The 26858-nt window shown below is 63.2% G+C and carries 19 protein-coding genes, 1 tRNA gene and 1 pseudogene; 9 read left to right on the forward strand and 12 right to left on the reverse strand.

Annotated features, from left to right (window positions below):
- Window positions 1-35: 35 nt before the first annotated feature.
- From AC6H34_RS23020 to AC6H34_RS23030, 3 genes and pseudogenes are all read right to left on the reverse strand, one after another.
- A pseudogene (locus tag AC6H34_RS23020) lies at window positions 36-649 on the reverse strand (NAD-dependent epimerase/dehydratase family protein); the annotation flags it as partial.
- Window positions 650-768: 119 nt separating this feature from the next.
- Window positions 769-1485, reverse strand: a complete 717-nt coding sequence (locus AC6H34_RS23025; protein ID WP_497540340.1) for an outer membrane protein — start codon at window positions 1483-1485, stop codon at window positions 769-771.
- A 346-nt stretch (window positions 1486-1831) separates the two neighbouring features.
- A tRNA-Ser gene (locus tag AC6H34_RS23030) sits at window positions 1832-1921 on the reverse strand.
- Window positions 1922-2126: 205 nt separating this feature from the next.
- On the opposite strand from AC6H34_RS23030, the gene AC6H34_RS23035 reads away from it, so the two are divergent.
- Complete coding sequence (locus tag AC6H34_RS23035; protein ID WP_448147287.1) at window positions 2127-2360, forward strand: hypothetical protein; 234 nt, start codon at window positions 2127-2129, stop codon at window positions 2358-2360.
- A gap of 68 nt (window positions 2361-2428) precedes the next feature.
- Here the strand turns inward: AC6H34_RS23035 and AC6H34_RS23040 are convergent, their stop codons facing one another.
- Window positions 2429-3361 (reverse strand): ATP-grasp domain-containing protein, encoded by a 933-nt coding sequence (locus AC6H34_RS23040; RefSeq protein ID WP_497540341.1) that lies wholly within the window; start codon window positions 3359-3361, stop codon window positions 2429-2431.
- Between the two features lie 368 nt (window positions 3362-3729).
- Here AC6H34_RS23040 and AC6H34_RS23045 point away from each other — a divergent pair, with 368 nt between their 5' ends.
- The 7 genes from AC6H34_RS23045 (at window position 3730) to AC6H34_RS23075 (ending at window position 11679) form a co-directional block, all read left to right on the forward strand.
- On the forward strand, window positions 3730-4440 hold the full coding sequence (locus AC6H34_RS23045; protein ID WP_497540342.1) for an outer membrane protein: 711 nt from the start codon (window positions 3730-3732) through the stop codon (window positions 4438-4440).
- Between the two features lie 232 nt (window positions 4441-4672).
- The gene (locus AC6H34_RS23050; protein WP_448147290.1) at window positions 4673-5764 is read left to right on the forward strand and encodes a sugar ABC transporter substrate-binding protein; all 1092 of its coding nucleotides are present in this window, start codon (window positions 4673-4675) and stop codon (window positions 5762-5764) included.
- A 259-nt stretch (window positions 5765-6023) separates the two neighbouring features.
- Entirely contained in the window at window positions 6024-6983 is a 960-nt protein-coding gene (locus AC6H34_RS23055; RefSeq protein ID WP_497540343.1) for an ABC transporter permease, read from the forward strand.
- 7 nt (window positions 6984-6990) lie between these two features.
- Complete coding sequence (locus AC6H34_RS23060) at window positions 6991-8493, forward strand: sugar ABC transporter ATP-binding protein (RefSeq protein WP_497540344.1); 1503 nt, start codon at window positions 6991-6993, stop codon at window positions 8491-8493.
- A 3-nt stretch (window positions 8494-8496) separates the two neighbouring features.
- Window positions 8497-9441: an ABC transporter permease gene (locus AC6H34_RS23065; RefSeq protein WP_497540345.1), complete on the forward strand. Its 945-nt coding sequence runs from the start codon at window positions 8497-8499 to the stop codon at window positions 9439-9441.
- A 19-nt stretch (window positions 9442-9460) separates the two neighbouring features.
- On the forward strand, window positions 9461-10222 hold the full coding sequence (locus AC6H34_RS23070; protein ID WP_497540346.1) for an SDR family NAD(P)-dependent oxidoreductase: 762 nt from the start codon (window positions 9461-9463) through the stop codon (window positions 10220-10222).
- 236 nt (window positions 10223-10458) lie between these two features.
- Window positions 10459-11679, forward strand: coding sequence for an ROK family transcriptional regulator (locus tag AC6H34_RS23075; RefSeq protein ID WP_497540347.1), 1221 nt, complete (start codon window positions 10459-10461; stop codon window positions 11677-11679).
- A gap of 11 nt (window positions 11680-11690) precedes the next feature.
- Here AC6H34_RS23075 and AC6H34_RS23080 read toward each other — a convergent pair whose 3' ends face one another.
- From AC6H34_RS23080 to AC6H34_RS23095, 4 genes are all read right to left on the reverse strand, one after another.
- Entirely contained in the window at window positions 11691-14807 is a 3117-nt protein-coding gene (locus AC6H34_RS23080) for an efflux RND transporter permease subunit (protein ID WP_497540348.1), read from the reverse strand.
- Between the two features lie 49 nt (window positions 14808-14856).
- Complete coding sequence (locus AC6H34_RS23085; RefSeq protein ID WP_497540349.1) at window positions 14857-18045, reverse strand: efflux RND transporter permease subunit; 3189 nt, start codon at window positions 18043-18045, stop codon at window positions 14857-14859.
- Window positions 18042-19517: an efflux RND transporter periplasmic adaptor subunit gene (locus AC6H34_RS23090; protein WP_497540350.1), complete on the reverse strand. Its 1476-nt coding sequence runs from the start codon at window positions 19515-19517 to the stop codon at window positions 18042-18044. The genes AC6H34_RS23085 and AC6H34_RS23090 overlap by 4 nt, the downstream gene beginning before the upstream one ends.
- A 63-nt stretch (window positions 19518-19580) precedes the next feature.
- A complete protein-coding gene (locus AC6H34_RS23095; RefSeq protein ID WP_497540351.1) occupies window positions 19581-21023 on the reverse strand; it encodes an efflux transporter outer membrane subunit in 1443 nt (480 codons plus the stop codon).
- Between the two features lie 687 nt (window positions 21024-21710).
- Here AC6H34_RS23095 and AC6H34_RS23100 point away from each other — a divergent pair.
- Window positions 21711-22862, forward strand: coding sequence for a septal ring lytic transglycosylase RlpA family protein (locus AC6H34_RS23100; protein WP_497540352.1), 1152 nt, complete (start codon window positions 21711-21713; stop codon window positions 22860-22862).
- A 193-nt stretch (window positions 22863-23055) separates the two neighbouring features.
- Here the strand turns inward: AC6H34_RS23100 and sseA are convergent, their stop codons facing one another.
- The 4 genes from sseA to zwf form a co-directional block, all read right to left on the reverse strand.
- On the reverse strand, window positions 23056-23901 hold the full coding sequence (sseA, locus tag AC6H34_RS23105) for a 3-mercaptopyruvate sulfurtransferase (protein ID WP_497540353.1): 846 nt from the start codon (window positions 23899-23901) through the stop codon (window positions 23056-23058).
- A 176-nt stretch (window positions 23902-24077) separates the two neighbouring features.
- A complete protein-coding gene (locus tag AC6H34_RS23110) occupies window positions 24078-24530 on the reverse strand; it encodes a DUF4864 domain-containing protein (protein WP_497540354.1) in 453 nt (150 codons plus the stop codon).
- Between the two features lie 84 nt (window positions 24531-24614).
- A complete protein-coding gene (gene pgl, locus AC6H34_RS23115; RefSeq protein ID WP_497540355.1) occupies window positions 24615-25340 on the reverse strand; it encodes a 6-phosphogluconolactonase in 726 nt (241 codons plus the stop codon).
- Window positions 25337-26857, reverse strand: a complete 1521-nt coding sequence (zwf, locus tag AC6H34_RS23120; RefSeq protein WP_448147304.1) for a glucose-6-phosphate dehydrogenase — start codon at window positions 26855-26857, stop codon at window positions 25337-25339. The genes pgl and zwf overlap by 4 nt, the downstream gene beginning before the upstream one ends.
- Window position 26858 lies beyond the last annotated feature (1 nt).

The raw sequence follows: 26858 nt of genomic DNA on the forward strand, positions 1-26858 counted from the left end.
AGGGAAGAAACTTGATGACGGCATAGGGGCTCCGCCTATGCCGGCACTTTGGAGCCGTGAAGCAGGCCAAGCCGGATCAGGCTTTCGGCGGTCGCCACGATGGCTTCTTCTCTCGGGCGCGGCGTCCAGCCGAGCAGGCGTATCACCTTTGCGCTGGTGGCGTTCATGTTCAGGCCGAGCAGGGGGATGGCGCCCTTCATCACCGGATTTTTTACGGTGAGGAGACGGATCAACCAGTTGGGCAATACGCGTGTCGGCACCCTGCTGGCTGCGGACCCCATGCGCTGTCGCAACACACTTGCGACATCGATCATCCACATGCTTTCGCCGGAGATCGCCAGGAAGCGCTCCCCTCCGGCTGCGGGATTTGTCATGGCACGGAGGTGCAGGTCCGCCACGTCCCGCACATCGACAAATCCGGAATCGATCTTCGGGCATCCTGGCCGCCCGTTCATCAAATTCCTGATCAATCCGATGGAAGTGCGAATAGTCCGCGCCGAGGACGGGACCAAGCACAGCGGTGGGGTTGGTCGCCGTCAGTTCAAGCCCAGCCCCCCTCCCGCGCGATGAAATCCCGGGCTGCCCGCTCGGAAAGGGTTTTCGATTTCTGGTAGGGCCAGACGGTGCCAGTCAGGTCGCTCCAATCCGTACTGATCGCCGTCGTCATGTCCCTTTGCTTGCGCGGGCACCGCCACCAAGAAGCAGGCGGCATAGTGCAAGCAAAAAGAAACCCCGCCGAAGCGGGGCTCCAACAACGATACACCTAACTCAGAACTTATAGGCCAGGCCAACGCGCACGTCGTTGGTTGAAAGGTCGAGGCGCGCCGGCTGGGTCGGGAAGAGAAATGTGCCGGAACGAGTCTTGTGCCCATAATCGGCGTAACGGTATTCGATACGACCGATAAGGTTGTCCGTGAATGCATATTCGACGCCTGCGCCGACGGTCCATCCAGCCTTATTAAGATCCATCTGTCGAAGATCGGCGACTGGTACGGGGATGTTCGTCTGAGCCTCGTACTTACTGAAGGCGACACCAGCGGTCACGAACGGCAGAATGCGGTCGAAAGCGTAACCGACACGCAGGCGCGCGGAGCCAAACCACTTCAAGTCGCCCTTTCCGCTCGCTATAGGGAAGAGGGCGAAAGGATTGTTGTCCGAACTCGCGCCGGAGCCGTTGAAGTCCGCTTCAGCGCCGACGACGAACCCACCGTTGAACTGGTAGTTGTAGCCCACATACGCGCCGCCAAAGCCGCCCTTGGGATCAAGCGAACTGCCCAAATAAGGGACACCAGCGGGAGAGCCTGCGCCATCAAGGGTAGAGTCACCCCACAGATAGCCAGCCTGCAAGCCGACATAGAAGCCCGTCCAGTTATACGGGACATATACGGGTGCGACCGGTTCGGCGGCCTGGGGCGCCAAGTCGGCGGCAAAGGCAGATGCCGAAAGTACAGCAAAAACTGAGGCAGAAATCAAAAGGCGCTTCACAATAGTCCCCCACTTCCAGCGTTGTCACTTCAATATGCAGAAAATCTGCTCGGGAGTCTGTCACTTTGATGCAACACTCAACAAATGTTGGAATATTTCCGCTGGAAATGGCGGCCGTCGCTAACGGCCAGGTAGAGGTATATTCGCGGAAACAAGCATTGGCTTGACAAGTTGGACTTTTATATCCCGGGTGAGGAAGTAAGAGCCGCGCCGAAGTTAGACCTAGCGACTCGGTACGATTAGGGACTGACGCCAAGTCGAGTCTGCCGGCCAACCGATCGCTTCGTTGGGGCACGGTGGGTGTGGGGTATTTTTTTAGATACGCAACGGATATTAAATGCCGAGGTGGCGGAAGGGGTGGGATTCGAACCCACGGTAGAGTTGCCCCTACGACGGTTTTCAAGACCGTTGCCTTAAACCACTCGGCCACCCTTCCTGCTGGAATTGGGGTCTAGCAGAGCAGGGCGGTTCGTCAAGTGGGCAGGGAGGAAAGAGCGGCGATGCAGGGCTGCTCATGGTCGTGACGATATTCGCCTTTCTGGAGGGTACCCGAACGGCAGTAAGCAACGGCCTCATTCCGGCAGCCCTGTCGTCTTTCCTTCATCTCGCCGTTCCATAGTGCCGGCGACGGAGGAATGGTCATGCAGGACGAAGATCTGGAACTCGATCGGTTGCAAAAAGCCTACAAGGCGGCTGTGGAGGAGTGGATCACCGCCATCCGCCGCGAGGAGGAACTCGCCTCCGTCAACCACTCCGTCGCCGAGGTCGATCTGTGGGAACAGGCGCACATGCAGGAGGACGAAGTCCGCAATAAGGTCCTTGGTACCAAGAAGGATTATGAGGACGCGCTGCGGCAGAAATATTTCGGGTTCTGACTAGTCGGTCGTTTATCGCCTTCCTTTCGGGGGACGCCGCCCGGCTGCACATCGATGCGGCGCCATCGTCATTTCGCTTCGCTTCTCGTGCGCTCCACCAGCAGCCGAGCGCACGTCTCGAATGCGTCGAACTCGGTGGTCAGATCCTCGACGCCGAGCGCCTCTCTGTAGGCGGGGGCGAATTTGCTTGAGAACATCCAGGTGCCCCCGCCGGGATTGACTTCCAGCAGATGCAGGCCCCCTTCCTTGTCACGCAGGATGTCGCATGCCTGGAGGGCTATGTCCGGCATCGCTTCAAAGGCGGCCGCCGCCAGGGCGAGGTAGTCGGGATCGCGGGTCGAACTGATCCGGAGATCGACATTCACCGGCATGAAATCTTCCTGGGCGTAGGGCGCGCGCAGGCCTTCCAACGCCAGCGGCCTGGTCGCCTCCCTGAGATAGGTGAAGATCGGCACGCCGAACAATGTCAGGACGCGGCAGGTCATCGCGTGGCCGCAATCGATGTATTTCTGCGCCATCATCGGGCCGCTTCGGCCCGGATGGTTCTCCGGAAAGTCGGACGGTGCCCGGTAGCGCACATCCTCGGTGCGCTGCAACTCGACGCCCTGTCCCCAGGAGGCAAGGTCGTGGGCCGGCTTGACGATGACGTAGGGGCCGTAGGTTTCTGGTGAAAGCGCAGTGTCGGGGCGGATTTCTTCATAGGCCGGTACCGGTAGGCCGCCGGCCTGCAGGCGGTCCATCTCGACGAACTTGGACATTACTCGTCCCTCGTAGATCCTGCCGCGTTCGGGGCGGAAATCGAGCAGCCTGAGTGGCGAGAAAACCAGGGAAGGGCGCTGTGCCGCTTTCCGGCGCGTGGTGGAGGAGCGAGCGGTGTTGGAGACGATGAAGACCTCGATATCGGGAGCGATGTCTTCGACGTACGCGCGGATAGCCTCGAAGTCCGCAATGTCCTGCCAGCCATGGCTGTGGACGAGAATGAGATTGCGAGTCGGTTCCATGCTTTCCGCCTCAAGCCCGGGACACTGTCCCGATGTGTCCCGGTGCTGCAACTTTGTCTGCTGGCCGGAGAGAATCTGCGCTGCCGCGTTGGATGATTCGAAGCTTTGAGCACAGTGACCCGGTTGGCGAAAGTGGTTCCAGGCTCGGCCGGCCGTATTTTCGTTGCTGTCGACGATGAATGCAGCCTGGGGTTAGTATGGCAAGTATAGTTCTTGTGGCTTTCTTGCCACGGCTCGCGGAAAAAGCAGCAAAGTCAAATAAACCCCTGAACGTCGCTGGACCCGATAGGAGTAGGACGCTATGTCAATCGCATGTCCGGTGCCGCGACGAGCGCTACTCGGGATTCGGGTGCCGACGTGGGGGTAACATGATCAAGACATTTCTGACGACGACAGCACTCGCGGTTGTGCTGGCAGGAGCTCTGGCTGCTGGCGACCGTGCCTTCGCTGCCGACCTGGCTGCCCAATCGGTCGATCCCGTGGCGCCGGTGGTGACGCCGTACGACTGGACGGGGCCTTATATCGGTCTGCATGCGGGGTATGGCTGGGGCCGCGAGCATGACAATCTGAGCGAGAACGGTGTGGGGCCCGTGGTACAGCCCACGGCCGATCACTTCAGCCTGAGCGGATTCGTCGGCGGTGCGCATGCCGGCTACAACTACCAGTTCGCCAACCGGTTCGTAGTCGGCGTCGAGGGCGACATCGACTACACCGACCTCAACGGTTCGCAGCGATTTGCGACGCCGGCGCCGGGTGGCAAGCTGAAGTTCAACACGGACTGGCAGGCTTCGGCGCGCCTGCGCGCCGGCTACGCCATCGACAATATCCTGATCTACGCCACCGGCGGCGTCGCCTTCTCGGGCGCGGAGATGAAGGTCAACGGCTTCAGCGACCGCAACACCCACGTCGGTTGGACCATCGGCGGCGGCGTCGAGTATGCCTTTACCCAGAACTGGATCGGCCGCTTGGAAGTGCGCTACAGCGACTTCAACAAGAAGAGCTACCAGACGCCCTACGGCAAGGTGAAGGCCGACTTCAACGAGACCACCGCCACCATCGGCGTCAGCTACAAGTTCTGATCTTTCCTCCCGGGGAAGCCCGCCAAGCCCGGCCATCGCGCCGGGCTTTTTCGTCTGCAGCGCGTATGCCTCCGGCTGCTTGATGCGCCGGGCTGCGGATAACGTCGGCGCGCCGCTCCTGCTTCTTGACATAATTAAATTCATCAATTTAATTAAAGGCGCTGATACGGAAACCGGACATTCGCGCCGGGGGCTCATTCAGGCCAAGAAAGAATCCAGGAGGAAACGAACGATGGCTTCAGGCCTCGATTTCATGCGCGCGGCGATGATGGAACGCCGCAAATTTCTGATCGGTTCGGCTCTCGCAGCAGGTTCCCTCGTTCTGCCGGCTGGTGTACGCCGGGCCTTCGCGGCCACTGACCTGCAGTTCGCAAGTTCGATCCGGTCGCTCTCCAATGCCTTTCACGTGTCCTGGGACAAGGGCTCGAAAGCCTATGCCGACACGGTGGGAGCGACCTATGGCGCGCTGGTCACCGAAGGAAACAGCGAGAAGGGCATTGCCGATGTGAAGGCGCTTCTCGCCAAGGTCGGCGACAAGCTGGTGCTCGGCGTCGATCCCAACGACGTGCCGGACGCTCGCCCCATTGTGGAGGCAGTCGCCAAGGCCGGAGGTCATGTCGTCACCGTCTGGAACAAGCCGGACGACCTGCATCCCTGGGATTTCGGTGACAACTACGTAGCCCATTTCTCCTTCAACGGCGTACCTGCCGGCGAACAGACTGCGAAGGCGCTGTTCGACAGCTTCGGCGGGGAGGGCGGCATCGTCGCGCTCGGCGGCATTGCGTCGAATGCGCCCGCCATCCAGCGCAAGGAAGGCCTGATGAACGCCATCAAGGCCAATGGCAAGGTGGAACTGCTCGACTTCCAGGATGCGGATTGGGATTCCACCAAGGCAAACAATGTGGTTTCGGCCTGGATCACGCGTTTCGGCGACAAGATCAAGGGCGTGTGGGCTGCCAATGACGGCATGGCCATGGGTGCGCTGGAGGCTCTCAGGGCTGAAGGTCTCGCCGGCAAGGTGCTGGTGAGCGGTGTCGACGGCACCAAGGATGCAGTCACCGCCATCAAGAACAAGGAGATGGCCGCCACCGTCGACTGGAATCCCTACTGGATCGGCGGCTACGCCCTGTCGCTCGGCTATCACGCCGCTACCGGTGCCTTCACGCCCTCCAAGGAGCCGAAGGAGCACCGTGAGTTCTACGGTACCGGCGTGCTCATCACGCAGGCCGACGTGGACGCCTACTGGAAGAGCAATATCGATGCCGCCCCGCAGATCGACTGGAACGATCTTTGGGGGAAGGTGACGGGCGGCATTCCGGGCTGATCTGGCGCTTCGGCCCGATGAGCGCCGGCCGAAGCTCCTTTGCGGCTTTGTCGCGCCCCGATTTCCGGGCGTCCAGCCGAACGTTCCTCCCAGCGGGAGGCGGGATTGCCGGGTCACCCGGCAGCGACAAAGCCGCACCAAACCAAGGGTAGCTATTCGCAAGCGACGTTCTCCGCGCGAAGAAGCCTGGCGGCTTCTAGGGTGAGGGGCGTGTAGCGATACCCCGATCCTGGCGCCTCGAGCCAAAAAAAGTCAGCCCATGGCGATCTCCAAGCAGACTCTTGTCAAGGCAGTGCCCGTGCTCGTTCTGGCCGGGTTGTGCCTCGGTATTTCCCTGATCGACGGGCAGTTCCTCTCGGTGAGCAATCTCATCCGCGTGGCCTCCTCCGCCTCTGCGCCGCTCGTGCTGGCGCTTGGGGTCACCTTCATCATCCTGATGGGTTCGATCGATCTGTCCATCGAAGGGTCGATGGCCTTCACTGCGGCAGTCTTGTGTGCCTTCGTCTCCAATTCGACCGGAAACGGGATTCCGCTTGGCCTCCTCTCGGTGCCGCTGGCCCTGGTCGCGGCCGCCTTGTTCGGCTTCATCGTCGGCACCATTCATGTCACCATGAAAGTGCCGTCCTTCATGGTCAGCCTTGGCATGGGGTTCGTCGGCACCGGCCTCGCTACCGTGCTGCTTGGCGGTGAGCGTGTACAGATCCTCGACCAGAACGTACGTGCCCTTGCACTGGGACGCTGGTTCGACGTGCCGGTCGCCGTCTATGTCGCACTGCTGATGCTCGCCATCGCCTGGTTCATCCAGGGCCATACGCGCATCGGCCGCCACATCATGGCCCTGGGCGGGGGTGAGGATCTCGCCAGGGCTTCCGGCGTGAACATTCGCCGCGTTCGCCTTCTCGCGTTCACCATCGCGGGTGCCTTCTTCGGGGTCGGCGCCGTGCTCGCCTGCGCGCGGCTTGGCGCAGGCAGCGCACTCATCGGCAGCGGACAACTCTTCACGGCGGTGAGCGCCGTCGTCGTGGGCGGAACGGCGCTGACCGGCGGCAAGGGCGGCGTGTTCAATACCCTGGTGGGCGTGCTCATTGTCATGGTGCTCAACAACGGGATGATCATCATAGGTCTGCCGACTTTCGTGCAGCAGGGCGTGCTGGGCATCGTCATCATCGTGGCGGTGCTGATCAACTCGCCCATCCGCTCCTTCGTCGTCGTGAAGTGAGGCGGGCATGCTTGAACTCAACAAGATCGTCAAAAGATTCGGCAGGGTCGAAGCGCTCAAATCCGTTTCGATCACCGTCAACGCCGGCGAAGTCGTCGGCTTGGTCGGCGAGAACGGGGCTGGCAAGTCGACCCTGATGAAGGTGCTCAACGGCATCAACCAACCCGATGACGGCGAGATCCGCATCCATGGCAAGGCGACGACCATCTCGGGCCCTCGCGATGCTTCCGCCCGGGGCATCGGCATGGTGTTCCAGGAACAGTCGCTGATCACCAATCTGTCGGTGGCCGAGAACATCTTCCTGGGCAACGAGGCGCCGTTCATTCGTTTCGGTCGCATCGACTGGCAGGCCATGAGCAAGGCCGCCGCCAAGCAGCTTTCCAAGGTCGGCCTCGCCATCGATCCACTCGCCGTCACCGCTGAGCTCAGCTTCATGCATCGCCAGATGGTGGAACTCGCCAAGGTCCTGACCCTCGAGGAAGCGGTCGACGGCAGCCTGTGCATCCTGCTCGATGAACCGACCTCAGTGCTCGAGCAGGCCGAGATCGACATCCTCTTCGACGTCATCCGCAAGCTCCGGCAGCGGGCTGGCATCATCTTCGTCTCGCACCGCCTCGACGAGGTGATCGACATCTCCGACAGGATCTACGTCCTGAAGGATGGCGCCGTGGTCAGCGAGATGCAGAAGGGGGAGGCTACGCCCGAGCGCATCCATCATCTCATGGTGGGACGCGCCGTTTCCGGTTCCTACTACAAGGAGGACGAACGCAAGCCCTTCCAGCCGGAGGTCGCGCTCTCCGCCAAGGGCCTGTCGCGGGCGCGCGCCTTTTCGGGCATCGACCTCGACCTGCACGTCGGCGAGGTGCTGGCGCTCGTTGGCACAGAGGGCGCGGGCAGCGAGGCATTGATCCGCAGCTTCTTCGGCCTCGAAAAGGTGCATCTCGGCAGCATTCAGTACAGGGGCGAGAACCTGCGTTTTGCGTCGCCCAGCAAGGCCGTTTCGTTGGGCCTCGGCTATGTGCCGCGGGAGCGCAAGATCGAAGGCATCGTCGAGGAAATGACGGTGGAGGAGAATATCTGTCTCGCTCACCTGCGCGGCATGAGCCGTTTCGGTATCCTGAAATTCGGCGAGATCGGCCGTGCCACCAGCGAACTGATCGGCAAGATGCGCATCAAGACGCCTGACGGCGCGACGCTGTGCGCCAATCTCTCCGGCGGCAACCAGCAGAAGGTGGTGTTGGCCAAGTGGTACAATGCAGGCGCGCGTGTCTTCCTGCTCGACCATCCCACGCGTGGCCTCGATGTCGGCGCGAAGGAGGACGTCTACGCCCTGATCCGCGACCTCTGCGCCCATGGCTGCTCCGTCATCCTGATCGGCGACACGCTGGAGGAGGCACTGGGCCTCGCCCACACCATCGTGGTGATGAAGGACGGCAAGGAAACGGCGCGCTTCGACAATACGAGCGCCCACAGGCCCGAGCCCCTCGACCTGATCAAGCATATGGTTTGACCGATGGCCCGTTTGCGCTTCCTCACTCCCTATCTGCCCTGGATCGCCTTGGTCGTCGCCATCCTCGTCGTTGGCATGTTCGATCGCCGCTTTCTCGATCCGCTGACCTTGATCGGCCTCTTCGCCGACAACGCCACGCTCTTCGTGATGGCGCTCGGCATGACGTTCGTCATCTATATCGGCTCCGTGGACCTCTCCATGCAGTCGGTCGCTGCCGTGGCCTCGATCATCCTGGCGCTGCTGATCCCCAATTACGGGCTTCTCGCCATTCCGGCCGCCGTGCTGGCGGGAGCAGCCTTCGGCCTGGTTTCGGGCTTCGTGCATGGCAGGCTCCGCATCCCGAGTTTCGTGGCGACGCTCGCCGTCGGCGGTGTCGTCGCCACGGCCGCGTTGTGGATCTCCAACCAGCGCGGCATAGGCATTGCCGGAGATATTCGTGCCTCCAAGCTCGACTGGATCATCGGTACCTCGCTGGGCCTGCCCAACGAGATCTGGGTATGCCTCGTCGCGCTCATCGTGGCTGCCGTGCTCGAACGGGCGACTCCCTTCGGCAAGATGATGAAGGCGGTAGGGTGCAGCGAGCCCGCCTCCACCGTATCCGGAATCAAGGTCACCCAAGTGAAGCTCGCGGTGTTCGCCTTGGCCGGTGCGTTCGCCGCCATGTCGGGCGTGATGCTCGCCGCGCGTCTCTCGAGCGGCACGCCCACCATCGCAAACGAGTTCCTGCTGCCGGCCATCGCCGCCGTGGTGCTCGGGGGCACCTCGCTCACCGGCGGTTCGGGCGGGGTCATCCGCACGCTTGCCGGTACCATGCTGATTGCCGTCTTCCGGACCGGCATGACCTTCGTGGGCGTCAATGCGCTGGCGCAGCAGATCGTATTTGGACTCATCCTCATTCTGGCCGTCTGTCTCAATGCCGGCCGGGCGCCCAAGGGCGTGATGAAGTAGTCGGCAGCAGGGAAAATCGATGCTCGAGAAATTTCGTCTGGACAGAAAAGTAGCTCTCATCACCGGCGGCAATCGCGGTATCGGGCTCGCCATTGCGCACGCGCTCGGCGAGGCCGGCGCAAAACTGGTGATATCCGGCCGCACCCAGGTGCCGGAATCGGAAAAAAGCCTTGCCGATGCGGGCTATGATTTCGAGTTCATTTCCGCCGATATCGCCGATCCCGCTGCGCCCGGCAGGCTCGTGGAGGAGACGGTGGGACGAAAGGGCCGCCTCGACGTCCTCGTCAACAACGCCGGCATTGCGAGCCATGGCGACACGCCGGATTTCGACGACGAGCGTTGGCGCGAGATCATGGGCACCAACCTCGACGCGGTATTCCGGGGCTGCCGGGCCGCCCTCGGTCCAATGCGCCGCCAGGGTGGTGGCACGATCGTCAATGTCGGCTCGATTTCCGGATTTATATCCAACGTGCCGCAGAACCAGGTCGCCTACAACGCATCCAAGGCCGCCGTGCACATGATGACCAAGAGCCTGGCGAGCGAGTTTGCCGCCGAGAACATTCGCGTCAACGCCGTGGCGCCGGGCTATATCGATACCGACATGACCCGTGGTGGCATCGAAAACCCCGACTGGTTTCCGGTCTGGCGGGAGATGACGCCGATGCGGCGCGTGGGCAAGGCGGAGGAGGTGGCGGCCTGCGTATTGTTCCTCGCGGCGCCTGCTTCCAGCTACGTCACGGGCGAAGTGTTGGTGGTAGATGGCGGCTATCTGACACGATAATCCTTCAGCGGAATAGGGATATCGAGATCGAGGAAAGCTTGCGATGTGCCGGGTTCATGCGAAAAACAGTGGAACCTGGCGCTTTTATCGTCGGCGAGCTTGTCCCAATGGTCCGATCTGACGCAGACAGCATAGGAGAGGACTATCCGGTCCGCGGACAACCTACGCCGCGATCCGCGAGACTCCCTTCTTCCGCCGAGGCGACGCCGTGCCGCCTCGCCGGCCCGGGTTAGGTCATGAATGAAGCGAAACGGCCAGCGCCGGCCCTCTCGGTTACAGGTTCCCGCAGGCAGCGAGGATTCAATGCCTCGCGCGTCGGCGATCTCAACCGTGGTCTGGTGATCGAGGCGATCCGCCAGAAGCCAGGTATCGGCCGGACCCATATATCTGCCGAGACGGGGCTGACCCCTTCGGCGATCACCCAGATCGTTGCCGCTCTGATGGAGGAGGGACTCGTCGAGGAAGTCGCGGCCGCCGACGTGGCGAAGCCGGAAGGCCCGCAGCGGCTCGGGCAGCCCATCCGTGGCCTACGCATCATTCCCGGCTATGCCGCCACCATCGGACTGCATTTCGATCATGAGTTCGCGCGGGCCGTGCTGGTCGACGTGGCGGGCAATATCATTGCCCGTGAGAAGGAATCGCTGCGTGTCGAGGAGCCCGAACAATCGACACGCCTGCTTGCGGCGTTGTTCTCGCGGCTGAACGAGCATTCCGCCCGGCCTGACCGACTGCTCGGTGTCGGCGTCTCCGTCATGGGCCCGGTCGATCATGAACGCGGCGCGGTCGGCCTGTCGAACCAGTACCCGGCCTGGCGCAACTATCCCTTCGAGCAAGTCCTTTCCCAGACGGTTGGCCAGCGTGTGTTCATTGCCATCAACGGATCGGCGGCCGGGCTTGGGGAGTATTGGTTCGGCGGTGGGCGCCATCTGGGAAGCTACATTTATGCATTTGTCGGCTACGGCCTGGGTGGGGCGTTGATCTTCAACCGCCGAGCCGTGCGCGGCAGTTACGGCAATGCGGGCGAGATCGGCCACATCCATGCCTACCCGGATGGCGAGGTCTGCTATTGCGGAGCGCGTGGCTGCCTGGAGACCGTGGTGTCGCTGCGCGGGTTGGCGCGCTTTCTCGGCAAGGCGCGTGTGGAGGATCTCGACTTCAGCGCTCCCGGCTTCTGCGACGATCCCGAGTTCGGCCGCTGGGTCGAACAGGCCGGCACCGATCTGGGCAGGGCTCTCACGACCGTGTCCAATATCGTCGACATCTCCAACATCCTGGTCAGCGGCCTGCTGCCGGAACGTGTGCTCGATCGCCTGATCGAGCGCACGCGTCGTACCATAGCCGTGTGCCAGATTACGGCTAGGCCAAGACAGATCGCCCTGGAAAAGGCGCAGGCGCCCAGCGAACTCGTCGCGGCTCTTGGTGCGGCCGCAATGCCGCTCTACGGCAATCTGTTCTGACAGAATTTCACCTAGGCGCGGTGGACCTCGGGTGTCGACTGGGGTTGTTGGGAGCCGGATCCGCGTGGCCTGACGCTCCAGTAGCCGTGGAGGCGCGAGAGCATCAGGTAGATCACCGGGGTCGTGTAGAGTGTGAGGATCTGGCTCACCAGCAGCCCGCCTACGATGGTGACGCCGAGGGGACGCCGTAGCTCCGTGCCCGGGCCGCTGGCGATGATGAGAGGCAGGGCACCAAGGATGGCGGCGAGGGTGGTCATCAGAATCGGTCGAAACCGTTTCATGCAGGCCTCGAATATGGCATCGCGTGGGGAGGCGCCGTGGTCGCGTTCCGCTTCGAGTGCGAAGTCCACCATCATGATGCCGTTCTTCTTGACGATGCCGATCAGCAGGATGATCCCGATGAAGGCGACGATGGTGAGCTCCATATTGGCGTAGCTCAATGCGATGAGACCCCCCAGTCCAGCGGAAGGCAGGGTCGACAGGATTGTGAGCGGATGTGCCAGGCTCTCATAGAGAACGCCCAGCACGATATAGACGGTGAGCAGCGCAGCGATGACCAGGATGCCGAAGCTGCCCCCAGATTGCGCCGCCTGCAAGGCGTCGCCGGCCGCGTCGGCGTGGATGTCGTTGGGCAAGTGCATCCCGGCCACCGCCTCCTCTATGGCGTCGGACGCTTCCTGCACCTTCACATTCGGCTGGAGGTTGTAGGAAATGGTGATCGCGGGATACTGGCCCTGGTGATTGACCTGCAGGGGAGCCAGCCCACGCTCGATATGGGCGACCGCGGATAGCGGCACCAGGCCGGAACTGCCCGGCACGTAGAGGCGCGCGATGTCGCTGGGGTCCACGCTGCGCGAGGGAGGGATGGTCATCACCACGCGATACTGGTTGCGCTGGGTGTAGATCGTCGAAATCTGGCGCTGGGCGAAGCCGTTGTTCAGGGTGGCATCGATCTCGTTGATGGCCACGCCGAGCCTGGCGGCGGCGTCGCGGTCGATCACCACATTGGCTTGGAGCCCGTTGCGCTGCCGGTCGGAATTGACGTCCGTGATGCCCGGCAGCGTCTTGAACTTGTCCATCACCTTGGGTGCCCAGTCGACCAGTTCGTCGAGATCGGGCCCCCAGAGCGTGTACTGGTATTGCGACTGCGACTGCCGCCCGCCCGCGCGAACGTCCTGGGGCGAGAACATGAAGATGTTGAGGCCGGCTACCGGGCGCAGCGCCTGGCGCAACTGGGCGATCACGATGTCCGTGGAAGGGCGCTGGTCAGGCGGTAGCAAGGAGATGTTGAACTGTCCCGAATTGGTGCCGCCGAAGGGGCTCGAGCCGATGGAGGAGCCGACACCCGTCACGTAGGGGTTTTTCTGGATGATGCCAGCCGCCTGCTGCTGCCAGCCCACGACAGCCTGGTAGGAGGCGTCGCTCGAAGCCTGGCTGAAACCCTGGATGAAGCCGCTGTCGTCCTGCGGCACCAGGCTCTTGGGCAGGGCGCCATAGAGATAGATCGTATAGGCGACCGTCACCACGATGATCGCCAGCGTCGCCGGCCAATGATCAAGCACGCGGCGCAGTGTGAAACCGTAGAATTTCACCATGGCGTCGAGGATGCCCTCGACCAGACGATCGCCCAGATTGTTACGCTCATGATCTTCCCGATGTCCGCGATGGGCCAGGATCATCGGCGTGAGCGTGAGCGATATCACCGTGGAGGCGATGATGGCGAAGGCCAGCGTCATTGCGAATTCGAACAGGAATTCGCCGGTCACGCCGCCGGCGAAGAAAAGCGGCAGGAATACCGCCAGCAGGGACAGGCTGATGGAAATGACGGTGAAGCCGATCTGGCGAGCACCCTCGATCGCCGCCTCGACTGGCGGCATGCCGGTCTCCCGCTTCGCATAGACGTTCTCAACCATGACGATGGCGTCGTCGACCACGAAGCCGACCGAAACGACGAGGGCCATCAGCGACAGGTTGTCGATCGAGAAACCGGCGATCCACATGGCGCCGAAGGTGGCGGCAAGCGACAGCGGTACGGTCACGCCTGCAGCGAGCACCGGCGTCGAGCGGCGCAGGAATACGAATACGACAACGATTACGAGCACGACCGAAGCCATGAGCGTCCATTGCATGTCATCGACGCTGGCTCGGATGGTCGTGGTGCGGTCGGTCAGGACGGCAATGTCGATGCCCGAGGGAATGCGTCCCTTGAAGGTTGGAAGCATTGCCTTGATGGCATCGACGGTGTCGATGACATTGCCGTTGGCCTCCTTGGTGATCGTCAGCAGGATGGCCGGCTTGCCGTTGTAGGTGGCGCTCGAGTTAACGTTGCGTACGCCTTCCTCGACCTGCGCGATGTCGCCGAGCTTCACCGCCGTGCCGTTGCCGGCGTGAATGATGATGTTGGCGTATTCCTCCGGCTTGGTGAGCTGGCCGCCCGTATCGATCATCGTGAAGATGTCCGGCCCGTCGAAGGAACCGAGCGGACTGATGGCATTGGCCGCGACGATCGCTTGGCGAACCGCCTCCATCGACAGGCCCATGGCAGAAATGCGATCGGGCTGCAGCGTCACTCGGATGGCAGGCTGGTCGGCACCGCTGACCGTGACGTCCCCAACACCGTCGACCTGCGAGATGCGCTGGACGATCACGGTATCGGCGGCATCGAACATGTCGCTGGCGCCCACCGTGTCGGAGGTCATGGCCAGGATCAGGATGGGAATGGCATTGGGGTTGAACTTGCGCAGCGAAGGCGTGGAGGAAAGATCGGAGGGGAGATCCGATACGGAGGCGTTGATGGCGGCCTGCACGTCCTGTGCGGCGCTGTCGACATTCCGCGATAGGTCGAACTGAATGATGATGTTGGTGGAGCCGAGCTGCGAGCGGGAGGTAATCTCGGTCACGCCGGCGATCGAGCCGAGCTGTCGCTCCAGCGGTGCGGCGACGCTGCTCGCCATGGTGGAGGGATCCGCGCCGGGACGGTTCGCGCTGACCATGATGGTCGGCAGGTCGATGGCGGGCAGGCTGGCGACCGGCAGGAGGCGGTAGGCCGCCAGGCCGGCGAGCAGCAATCCGATCGACAGGAGCACCGTGCCGATCGGCCGCCGGATGAACGGCTCGGAAATGCTCATGCTGTCTGCTCCGCCGGGCATGACAGGTCATACGGGGCCGCCGTTTTCGTCATGCCTGCGGAGCCGGTTCTGGTTTGCGGGAAAAGCGTTCGCGCAGGCGTTCGAAACCGAGATAGATCACCGGCGTCGTATAGAGCGTCAACAACTGGCTGACCAGCAGGCCGCCGATGATGGTGATGCCAAGCGGGATGCGCAATTCCGAGCCCATGCCATGGCCGAGAGCAAGCGGGAGTGCTCCGAACAGGGCGGCGAGCGTCGTCATCATGATCGGACGGAAACGCAGCGCCGAGGCGGTGACGATCGCCTCGTGCGGATCCATCCCCTTTTCGCGCTGTGCCTCGATGGCGAAGTCGATCATCATGATGGCGTTCTTCTTCACGATGCCCATCAGGAGCACGATGCCGATCAAGGCGATCAGCGAAAGCTCCTTGCCGGTATATTCGAGCGCGAGCAGGGCGCCGACGCCGGCCGAGGGCAGGGTGGAGAGAATGGTCACCGGGTGGATGGCGCTCTCGTAGAGTACGCCGAGCACGATGTAGATGGTGATCACCGCAGCTAGAATCAGCCAGGGCTGGTTGGCGAGCGAGGAAGAGAATTCCGCCGCGTCGCCTGTGAATCGCGTGGTGATCGAGGGAGGCAGGCCGATGTCGCGCTGAGCCTGTTCGATCGTGGTCACGGCATCGCTCAGCGAGGCGTTGTGCGCAACGTCGAAGCTCACCGTCGCCGATGGAAACTGGTCGTCATGCTCGACCACCAGCGGTGCCGTCCGATGTTCCACCGTGGTGAAGGCGCTGAGCGGCACCTGGTTGTCCACGGCGCCCGATGCGCTCGCGATGGTGGTGGACGTGCCGCTCGCGCCCACGGTTCCGGCGTTTGGATTGGTGGTGGTGGCGAGACCCGACGTGCTTGCCGAGCTCGACACGTAGATACGGCTCAGCGCGCTCGGGCCGACCTGGTCTTCCGGCCGCGCCTCCAGGATGACACGATACTGGTTGGCCTGCGCATAGATGGTGGCGATCTGGCGCTGGCCGAAGGCGTTGTTCAGGGCATTGGAGATGTCCTGCATGGAAACGCCGAGCCGGGACGCAGTGTCGCGATCGACATTCACGAACAGCCTGGAGCCGCCGTTCTGAACTTCGGAGGTGACGTCGCGCATCAGGGGGGAATGCCGCAGCTCGGCGGCAAGTTCGTCCGCCCAGCGGTTGACTTCGGCTGCATCCGTGCCGGTAAGCGTGTACTGGTAGGGTGCCCGGCCTGCCCGGGCAGTGATGCGAATATCCTGCACGCTCTGGTAGGTCACGACGGCATCTGGAATTCCGCGCGTCTGCGCCTGCAGACGTTCGATGATGGTGGTGGCGTCGGCCTTACGCTGGTTTCTCGGCTTGAGCACCAGCGACAATGTGCCCGTGTTGGAAGTCAGGTTGGTCCCGGAGACCCCGATGGCGGAGACCACCGAAACCACGTCGGGATCCTTGCGGGCAATGTCGGAAATCTGCACCTGGACGCGCTTCATCGCATCGAACGAGGCTGTGGGCTGCGCCTGGATCACGGCGGTGATCAGTCCGGTATCCTGCTGCGGGAGGAAGCCCTTGGGGATGGCGATGTAGAGCCAGACCGTCGTCGCGAGGGTGCCGAGGGTAAGCAGCAGCATCAGGAAGCCATGGCGGAGCGTCCAGACCAGGCTGGCGCGGTAGCCATGGATGACCTTGTCGAAGCCCCTGTCGATCCAGTCGAGGAGACCCTTGCGATCCCCATGGGTCGCGGCGAGCAGGCGCGCGCACATCATCGGGGTCAAGGTCAGCGAGATTACCGCGGAGACCACGACCGCGATGGTCAGCGTCAGGGCGAACTCGCGGAACATGCGCCCGACGATGCCGGTCATGAACAGGAGCGGGATGAACACCGCGATCAGCGAGACCGTCAGCGAGATGATTGTGAAGCCGATCTCCTGCGCCCCCTTCAGCGCGGCGTCGAAGGGGCTCTGTCCTTCTTCGATATGGCGCACGATGTTCTCGATCATCACGATGGCATCGTCCACCACGAAGCCGGCGCCGATGGTGAGCGCCATGAGCGAGAGATTGTCGAGGCTGAAGCCGCAGAACCACATCACGCCGAAGGCCGCGATCACGGAAAGCGGCAGGGCGACGCCGGCGATGATGGTGGCACGCAGGGTGCGCAGGAAGACGAAGACGACGAGGATCACGAGGCCCACGCTGAGCGCCAGCGTCATCTCGACATCGTCGATGGACGCCTGGATGGTCTGCGTACGGTCGTTGACAATGTCGAGGGACACATCGGCCGGCAGGCTGCGGCGCAATTCGGGCAAGGCGGCCAGCACGCTCTTGACGGTGGAGATCACATTCGCGCCGGGCTGGCGCATGATGTCGATGACCACGGCTGGTTCGCCATCGTAATACGCGCCGACCCGCGCATTCTCTAGCCCTTCGACGACGTTGGCGAGGTCCTTCAGGCGGACGGGCGCCTCGTTTCTGTAGGCGATCACCACGTCGGCAAAGGCGTCAGCGGCACTGATCTGGTCATTTGCCGCGATGGTGTAGGATTGCGCCGCACCGTCAAGCGAGCCCTTCGCACCGGCGACAGTGGAGGCAGTTATGGCGGTGCGGATGTCTTCCAGGCCCAGGCCATAGGATGCGGCGCGCGCGAGGTTCACCTGGACCCGCAGGGCGGGGCGCACGCCGCCCTGCACGTTGACATGGCCGACGCCGCTCACTTCCGCGAAGCGCTGGGCCAGCAGCGTGTCGGCCATGTCTGAGAGGTTGCGGATGGTCTGCGACTTCGAACGCAGGGCCAGCGTCAGGATGGGCGTATCGGCGGGATTCACCTTGGCGTAGGTGGGAGGGTAGGGCAGGCCGGTCGGCAGGGTTGCCGCGGACGCGTTGATGGCCGCCTGCACATCCTGCGCGGCGCCGTCGATGTCCCGCCCTAGATTGAATTGCAGCGTGATCTGGCTGATGCCGAAGGCCGAAGACGATACCATCGTCGAGATGGCCGGAATCTGCCCGAGGTTGCGTTCAAGCGGCGCGGTCACCAGGGATGCCATGGTTTCGGGTTCGGCACCCGGCAACTGCGTCGTGATCTGGATCGTCGGAAAATCGACCTGCGGGAGGGGTGCCACCGGCAGGGCAAAATAGCCGAGCAATCCGCCGAGCAGCACGGCGACGCCGAGAAGCGAGGTCGCAATCGGTCTCAGGATGAAAGGGGCGGAAACGCCGTTCATTGCGCTGGCCGGCTCTCGGCATTGCCGCCGGTGCCTGCGCCGGGCTGCGCTCCCTCCGAGGCGTTGGCGCCATCCTGATGGCGACGCTGGCCGCCTGTGCCCTTCTGCCAGCGCTTGCCGTTGCCCTCGGCCTGGGAGGCGCCTTCCGCGCCGGCCTGCACGGGAGCGGCATTGGCGTCGGCGTCAGTGCCCATGGCCTTGTCGGCGGCGGATCCTGCAGCCGCCGCGGGAGCCGCCGTTTCCACGCTCGCGCCGTCGCTCAGCCGGGCAAAGCCTGTGGTGATGACCTTCTCGCCCAATTTGAGGCCGGTTTCGATCACCGTCTGCTGGTCGCCCTGCTGGCCGACGGCGACCGTGCGAAGCTCGGCCTTGCCCTCGTTCAACACGTAGAGGAAAGTCCCGCTCGGCCCGCGCTGGACGGCGGCTGTCGGCACCACGATGGCGCCCTTCAGCGTGCGGACCTGCAGCCTCGCATTCACGAACGCTCCCGGCCACAAGGCTTCTGAGTCATTCGAGAAGTTGGCCTTGAGCTTGATGGTGCCCGTTGTCGAATCGACCTGGTTGTCGATCACGTCGAGGGTACCGGTATCGATCACCGTCTTGTTGTCGCCCCGCAGGGCCTGCACCTGCAGTGCCCCGCCCGCGCTCGCCGCGATGATGTCGGCCAGGGACTGCTGCGGCAGGTTGAAAAGGACGGAGATCGGCTTCATCTGCGAGATGGTGACGATGCCCGTACTGCTGTTCGCCTGCACGACATTGCCGGCATCGACGCTGCGTATGCCGGTGCGGCCGTCGATCGGAGCGATGATGACCGTATAGGCAAGGGTCGCCTTGGCGCTTGCAATGGCGGCGTCGTCCGATTTGAGCAAGGCCTCGTCCTGGGCCACGGTCGCACGCTGGGTGTCGGCGGTCTGCTTGGTCACCGAATTGGTGGCGACGAGGCCCTCGTAGCGCTGCAGGTCGATGCGGGCGTTGTCGAGAGAGGCCTGGTCCTGCGCCCGCTTCGCAATCGCCTGGTCGAGCGCGGCCTTGTAGGTGGAATCGTCGATGCGGGCGATCACGTCGCCCTTACGGACATCCTGTCCCTCCTTGAAGGGCAGCTCGACAATCTGGCCGCTCACCTGAGGCGTGATCGTTACCGTGTTGAAGGCCTTGACCGTGCCCACGCCATCCAGGGTGACGGGAACGTCGGCCGCCGCCGCGTCGGCGGTCAGAACCGGAACAGGGCCGCTGTCGGAACTGCCGCGACGTCCGCCCCGGCGTCCGCCGCCGGTCGCACCCTGCTGGCCGCCTCCCGAACGGGCATCCGTATTCCGCTGTCCGCTCCCGGGCGCGCTTGCCGAGGGCGGTACATAGGCCTGCAGCCATTGCGGAACCGAAGCGCGCCATCTGTCCCGCGTCACATAGGCAGCCGCGCCGCCGGCCACCAGCAGCACCGCCACCGTGAAGAGGCTCCGCGAGAGTTTCGCCATTATCAATCCAGTCGAATCATCAAATCAAATCTGCCGCCTCGGCGGCCTTCAAAATCATCACGCTCAATTTTGTGGCGTCAGTGGGGAGGGCGCGGTCCAGCCGCCGCCAAGCGCCTGGTGGAGGCTCACCAGCGCCTGAAGACGCTGCAGCTTGACCTGGGCCAGTGTGTCCTCGGCGCTGAACAGGGTCTGTTCCGTCTGCAGCACGGTCACGAGGTCGACGGTGCCTTCCCGCAGTTGCCGCTCGGAAATATCGTAGGCTTGGCGGGAACTTCTCACCACGGCCTGCTGCAGGCCAAGCTGACGCGTGAGCTGGCGAACCTGGGCAAGGGCATTCTCGACGTCCACGAACGCCTGCACGACCGACTTGCGATAGGCAGCAAGGTCCACGTCCTGCTGGGCATTGGCGCTCTCCACGGCGCTTCGCAGCGTACCGCCGTCGAAGATCGGCTGCGTCACGCCCGCGGCAACGGAGTAGAAGCCCGCGGCCGGGTCGAAAAGGCTCTTCAGGGCCGCGCTCTCGACGCCGCCCTGGCCGGTGAGCGAGATGGAGGGAAATTGCGCCGCATAGGCCGACCGCGCGTTCTGGTGCGAGGATATCAGGGTCGCCTGCGCCGCGGCGATGTCCGGCCGGCGGGTCAGCAATTGGGAAGGAATGCCAGCCGCCACGACCGGCGCTTTCACGCTGCCGGTGCCTCCGCCCTTGATGGCGACCAGGGCAGGGGGCTTGCCCAACAGAAGGGCGATCGCCGCCTTGTTTTCCACGATGCTCAGTTCCAGGGGAGGAATCGAGGCGCGCTGCTGATCCACGAGGCTCTGCTGCTGCGCCACTGCCAGGGAGGTCGTGGTGCCCGCCTTGAGCTGGTTGTTGAGAACGGTCAGGATCCGGCCGGCGCTCGCGGTGTTGTCCCGCGCGATGTTCAGGCGATCCTGGGCGGCGAGAATACCGAAATAGGCATTGGCGACGCTGGCGATGGTGGTGAGTTCGACCGTGTCGCGATCATATTGCGAGGCAGCCAGATTCGACTTGGCGCTCTCCAGCGCCTGCCTGTTCTTGCCCCAGAAGTCGATCTCGTAACTCGCGCTCGCAGAAAGGCCGTAGGTAGCCCGCCCCTGGCCAACATGGCCGTTGGACGAGGCGGCGCGAGCGCGTTGGGCCGAGGCATCGCCATTGATCTGGGGGAAGAGCGCCGCCCCCGCGGCGGTGATATTGGCCTGCGCCTGCTCCACGTTGGCGATGGCGGTCGCGATATCGAGATTGTCGATGCGGGCTTCCTCGACAAGCGCGGTCAGCTCCGGCGAACGAAAGCTGCGCCACCAATCCGTGCGAACCGGTGCCGCGGGCTTGTCCTTCGAGGCTTGCTGGTAGGCCGGCGGCACGGCAACGGTAACGTCGAGCGGCTTGACCTGGGCGCAGCCGGCAAGAACGACGATCACGGGCGCCGTGACGGCCAGTGACCTGACGACGGACCGGAATACGCACTTCTGCCGCTGAACTGACTTCACGATAGGGCCTTCTGTACGGGTGGCGTCGCAACGACCCTATTGAAAGAAACCGGTGCCCGCGCGTGAATGCAAGAGCGTTCATGCGAGGGCAAGGGCAGGTTGACGCTAGGACACGGCCCAAGAATCCTGCCTGCCATATCCATTAAGGTTGTGGCAAGGATATGATGGCTCGCTCACAATTTGGGAACCAAATTCGGCGGTCCTGCGGCGTCAACCTGGCACTAACATTTATGATCGAATTGTGTTTCTGGTGCACGCTCCGGTTGGTAAAGTTTTGTTAAGCGAAAATTTTTGCCGGCAATCGAAGTGGATGCCGATCTCCTGGTTAATTCAACGCTTCCCTTTGATTTCAAACGCGAAAAGCGAAGTCGGGTGATTCCTTGAGAGGGGTGCGGAATGTGGCAGGCGACCGTAAATGCGGCAGGCGGGGGTTCCAATTTGCTCTGTGTTGCGGTATCGCCTGTTTACGGTTTGGAAACTTTGCCCCAATTCGGACACAATGTCCGGGCGTTCTTGTGGCAGAAGTCCGAAAGGATTTCCGAATCTGGGTATGCAGTGAAGGACGGCTGTGTGCTCCGAAATGAAACAGCAGGATGCTTATTGCCTGCGCCCCGCCATGTCGTGGAATCCACGGTATCGCCGCGCGCAGACCCAGTAGCCTCCCTGCTCGATAAGAAGGAATCTGAGATGGCGGAAAACCTCTCGGCTGTTCAAGATCTCGTCGAGTTGCGTATTTCCGACACCTGTTCCGTTGACCGGAGTTCCCGGTCGGTTGTTCCCGCCGCCAAGCTTGCCCTTGCTCTCATCGGCTGCGCTGCCCTCGCAAGCTGTGCCTCCAATACCTATTCGCAGCGCGTGAAGACCGCTCCCGAGGTTGATGCTGCTACTCCCGTCGTCGCTCCGCCGACCGGTGCCCCCATTGTCGCGCTGCCGCCGGTTCGCAGCAAGAACGGCACCGACAAGCCCTATGTCGTGGGCGGGAAGCGCTATGTACCCGCGGGTGATTCCAAATATACCGCTGTGGGCCTGGCCTCCTGGTACGGTGCCGGCTTCCACGGCCGCAAGACGGCCGACGGCGAGCGATTCGACATGATGGGCCTGACGGCCGCCCACAAGACCATGCCGTTGCCGAGCTATGCCCGCGTCACCAACATGACCAACGGCGCCTCCATCGTCGTACGCGTCAATGACCGGGGCCCTTATGTACATGGCCGCCTGATCGACCTGTCGAGCCGTGCCGCCGACCTCCTGCAGTTCAAGAGCTCGGGTGTCGGCAAAGTGAAGATCGAGTATGTCGGTCGCGCGCCCGAGACCGGCGGTGACACCAAGATGCTGCTGGCCACGCTGCGCACGGATGGATCGCCCGCTCCTCTGCCGGGTGGTGCGCCGAGCACGATGATCGCCGATGCGACGCCGCAGGTTCGCCCGACGGCGACGCCGATCAAGGCTGCGACGGAACTGGCCTCGACTGCCAGCGACAGGCCTGCAGTGATCGTCAAGCCGGTTTCCGTGCCGCCGATGGTGGCCCAGGCAGAGCCCGCCGTGGTGACACCGGCTCCCGCCCCGGTGCCGGAAGCGGTGGCCAGCCTGAACATGGCATTCACGCCGCTGCCACCTACGCGTCCGCGTAGCGCAGATGGTATCCTGGGCAAGGTGACCCAGCCTCCTGCGCTGGCTTCGGTCGGCCAGGTCAATCTGGCCAAGGCCAGGGCTCCCCTGCCTCCGGCTCAGCCGTCCCTGACGGTCGAACCCTCGGCCACTGCTTTCGCTGTGCCTGCACCCGCTCCCGTGCCGACGTTGGCTCCAACGCCGCCCGTGACGGCCTCGATGGGCGAATAAGCACAGGCAAGACCCGGAATTGAAATCAACAAACGCGCACAAGTCATTGTGCGCGTTTGTTTTTTTATGAGACTTGCTTTCGGGCCTAACCGCCGGGACTCGCAGACTCCGCCATCGGCAAGAGGTGCTCTGGAAAAGCGTCACAACCTCGACTGACCCTGTTTCAGAGGCCTCTTTGCGGAGTCGTCTCCTCCTATTCGCCCGTTGCGAGCGGCAGGTCGTGGCGTGCGCCCCATTCGGCCCAAGACCCGTCATAGATACCTTGCACCGGCTTGCCCGCCGTCTCGAAGGCGAGGGCGAGGATGGCGGCCGACACGCCGGACCCGCAACTGGTGATCACCGGCTTGTTGAAGTCGATATGAGCGGCTTCCAGCGCTGCCAGTATCTTCTGCGGCGAAGCCAGACGGCCATTTTCGACCACCTGATTGAAGGGCAGGTTGCGCGAACCCGGCATGTGGCCGGCACGCACGCCGGGACGCGGTTCCGGGGCATCGCCGCGGAAACGGTCGGCGGGGCGGGCATCGACCACCTCGGCGCTGCCTCCTGCCAGGGCGGCCTGCACCTGCGCTGCGCTCTTCACCTGCCGTTGATCGAGGACGGCGTTGAAGACGGTCGACGTTCGTTGCGGGATGCCGCTCTCGGTGGGGCGCTTCTCTGCAGTCCAGGCCGGAAATCCGCCATCGAGAATGAAGACGTTGGAAGCGCCGAAGATCCGGAAGGTCCACCATACTCGCGGAGCGGAGAACAGGCCGGCGCCATCGTACACGACGATGTCCTGCGTCTCCCTGATGCCGAGCGCTCCAACCGCTTCGGCAAATGCCTGTTCGCCCGGCAGCATGTGCGGAAGACCGCTCGAAGCATCGGCGATCCTGTCGATATCGAAGAACACGGCCCCGGGTATGTGGGCAGCCTTGTATTCCTCATAGGCGTTGCGATTGGCGGCCGGCAGATGCCAGGAGCCATCCACGACTGCGAGATTGGGATCGCCGAGCCGGGCGGACAGCCATTCGGTGGAGACGAGATGGGGGGAGGACGTCATGGTGCGGGAGCCTTATTGCTTCTCACTCCCATCTAGAGCATTTCGCCTTTAGGCGAAATCGCCATGAATAGCAAAATTCCCATGATTTCTGCATGTTAGGCGGGCCTGGCGGCTCTGCCTGAAGGCATTTTGCTGCAGGGATTCCGAAGGTGCCCGTACGGTGGAGCAGATCAGCCTCAGGCGCTGACATCCTTCACCAGATAGCAGCTTGTGATTTTCAGGCTGCCGTCATCCTGGCGTGTGAGCGTATATATGGCGCGCCAGCTATCACCGTCAGGCCCGACTATGGCAACCGATTGCACCAACTTCCCTTCCAACTGCCTGAGTTCGCCGAAACTGAAGCTTCGGGCCCGATAGATCGGCTGATAGCCGTTGCGCACCATGGCCATGAAGGCATCGGGCGAGGGGAAGTCGAGTTTGAGGCTCGGGGCGGCGAAGGAATAGGCCGTCTCGCCGTCGTCTCTACGGAAAGCCTGGATCTGATCGGCTATGATGGCCTGGACTGCGCCTTCGTCGTCGCCGACAAGGCGTGCAGATGTCCCCACGCCCGCAACGCTGGTCTGCGTGGGCATGGCATGGCCCGGCACTGAAGCAAGCATGAGAAATGCGGCGACACATGCGCGTAACATGGCGAGATCTCCTCCGCCATCTTACGCGCAAGCTGGGCGCCTGGATCGCGCCTGCCTGATCACGGATGTGTGATCAGGCGATATTCACGAACCCGATGCGGCCTTGTCGAGAAACCAATGAATCGGGCCTGCCGCCGTGACATGGGCGGAGGGCAGGTCGGCGCCCGCGAAGACCTTGTCGAGTATGGGCTTCTTGTCCGCGCCCGCCGCCAGGAAGGCTACGGCGCGGCTGGAGGCGATCGCCGGGAAGGTCAGCGTGACACGCGGCACGAAAGGGTCGAGGCCGGGTTCAGAGGACACGACCCATCTGTCGCGGATCGCCAGCGACGGCTTGCCCGGGAAAAGCGACGCCGTGTGTCCATCGGAGCCGATCCCGAGCAGCATGATGTCGAAGAGCGGACGTTCGGGATCCAGGTTATCCGACCCGTAGAAGCGCTTGAGCTCTACTTCATAGGCCGCCGCTGCATCCACGGGCGTGGTTGGGGAAGCCGCGATGATGTGAATGTTGGCGGCCGGTACCGGAACGTGGGCAAGCAGGGCCGTCTCGACCATAAGCGTGTTGCGCCTGGGGTCGTCAGCCGGCACGACGCGCTCGTCGCCCCAGAACCAGTGGATCCGGCCAAAGTCGAGCGCCGACCGCCAGGGATCGCGCGCCAGCCGCTCGTAAAGCCGCTTCGGCGTTGAGCCGCCGGAGAGCGCAACGGCGAGCGGGCCCGAGCGGTTGGCGAGTTCTGCCACGAACCAATCCGCTGCCCGGTCGGCCAGGGCATCGGCGTCCGGTGATACGTCCAGGATGCGTTCCGTGCTCATGCGATCGGCCGCCAGCTGCGCCCGTCGCGTGCGAGCATGATGTCGGAAGCGGCGGGTCCTTCGGAGCCGGCGGCGTAAGTGGCGAGGCCCTTATCGCCGGCGGCGGCCCAGGCGTCGAGGAAAGGCTGCACCGCGCTCCAGCCTGCCTCCACTCCATCCGCGCGCTGGAACAGCATCGCATCGCCGATCATGCAGTCATAGATCAGCGTCTCGTAGCCGGTGCTGGCGGCGGCCTCGAAATAGTCCTTGTACTTGAACTCCATGCCGACGCCGGCGAGGTCCATCTTGGGGCCTGGCACCTTGGCGTTGAAATGCAGCGTAATGCCTTCATCCGGCTGGATGTCGAGCACCAGCGTGTTCGGGCCCATGCCGGACAGCGAGGTATCGCGGAACATCGCGATCGGCGCGTCCTTGAACTGGATGGCAATTTCCGTCTTGCGCCGGGCAAGAGCCTTGCCGGTGCGCAGATAGAAGGGCACGCCGGCCCAGCGCCAGTTATCGATCGCGAACTTGATGGCAGTATAGGTCGGCGTCACGCTCTTGGGATTGACGTCCTGGGAGGCGCGGTAGGCCGTGACGGCCTGGTCCTTCACGATGCCGGGCCCGTATTGCGCACGCACCGAGTTCAGGATGGCCTGCTCGGGCGTGTACTGGGTAATGGCGGCGAGCGCTTCCGCCTTGTCCGAGCGGACGGAGTTGGCGGCATAGCGGGCCGGCGGCTCCATGGCGATGAGCGAGAGCAACTGGCACAGGTGGTTCGGAACCATGTCGCGCAGCGCACCGGTCTGGTCGTAGAAGGCACCACGACGCTCCACCGTCACTGTTTCTGCCACGCTGATCTGGACGTGGTCGATGTGATCGCGATTCCAGATCGGCTCGAACAGGCCGTTGGCAAAGCGCAGGATCATGATGTTCTGGACGGTTTCCTTGCCCAGATAATGATCCATCCGGTAGATCTGGTCCTCGGTCAGCACGCTCAGCAACTGGCGGTTGAGTGCCTGGGCCGAGGCAAGGTCCGTGCCGAAGGGCTTTTCGACGATGACGCGCCGCCAGGGCCCGCCTTCCTCTTCCTGGCTGAGACCCGCCTCATGAAGGAGGCGGGTGATCGGAGCGAAGCCGTTGGGAGGCGTCGCCAGGTAGAACAGGCGGTTGCCGCCGGTATTGCGGCCGGCCTCGACCTTTTCCAGATGTTTGGCCAGGTCGTGGAAGCTGTCGGGATTGTCGACCTGCGCCACCACGGAGCTGACGCATGCGAACAGCTTGTCGGCAACGGCCTGGTCGACGGGGCGCGTGGCGAACTGCTTGAGCCCATCCACCAGCATCTGGCGGAACTGGTCGTCCTCCATGGGTCGACGGACCACGCCGACGATGGCGAAGTTCTCAGGCAGCAGACCGGTTGCAGCCAGATTGTAGAGCGCCGGCACGAGCAGGCGCTTTGTCAGGTCACCATTGGCGCCAAACACAACGAAGCAGCACGGCCCGGCCGCGCCGCCTTTGTTGATTTGATGGGCGTTCATT

The organism is Labrys sp. ALF-8 (genome assembly GCF_059699065.1).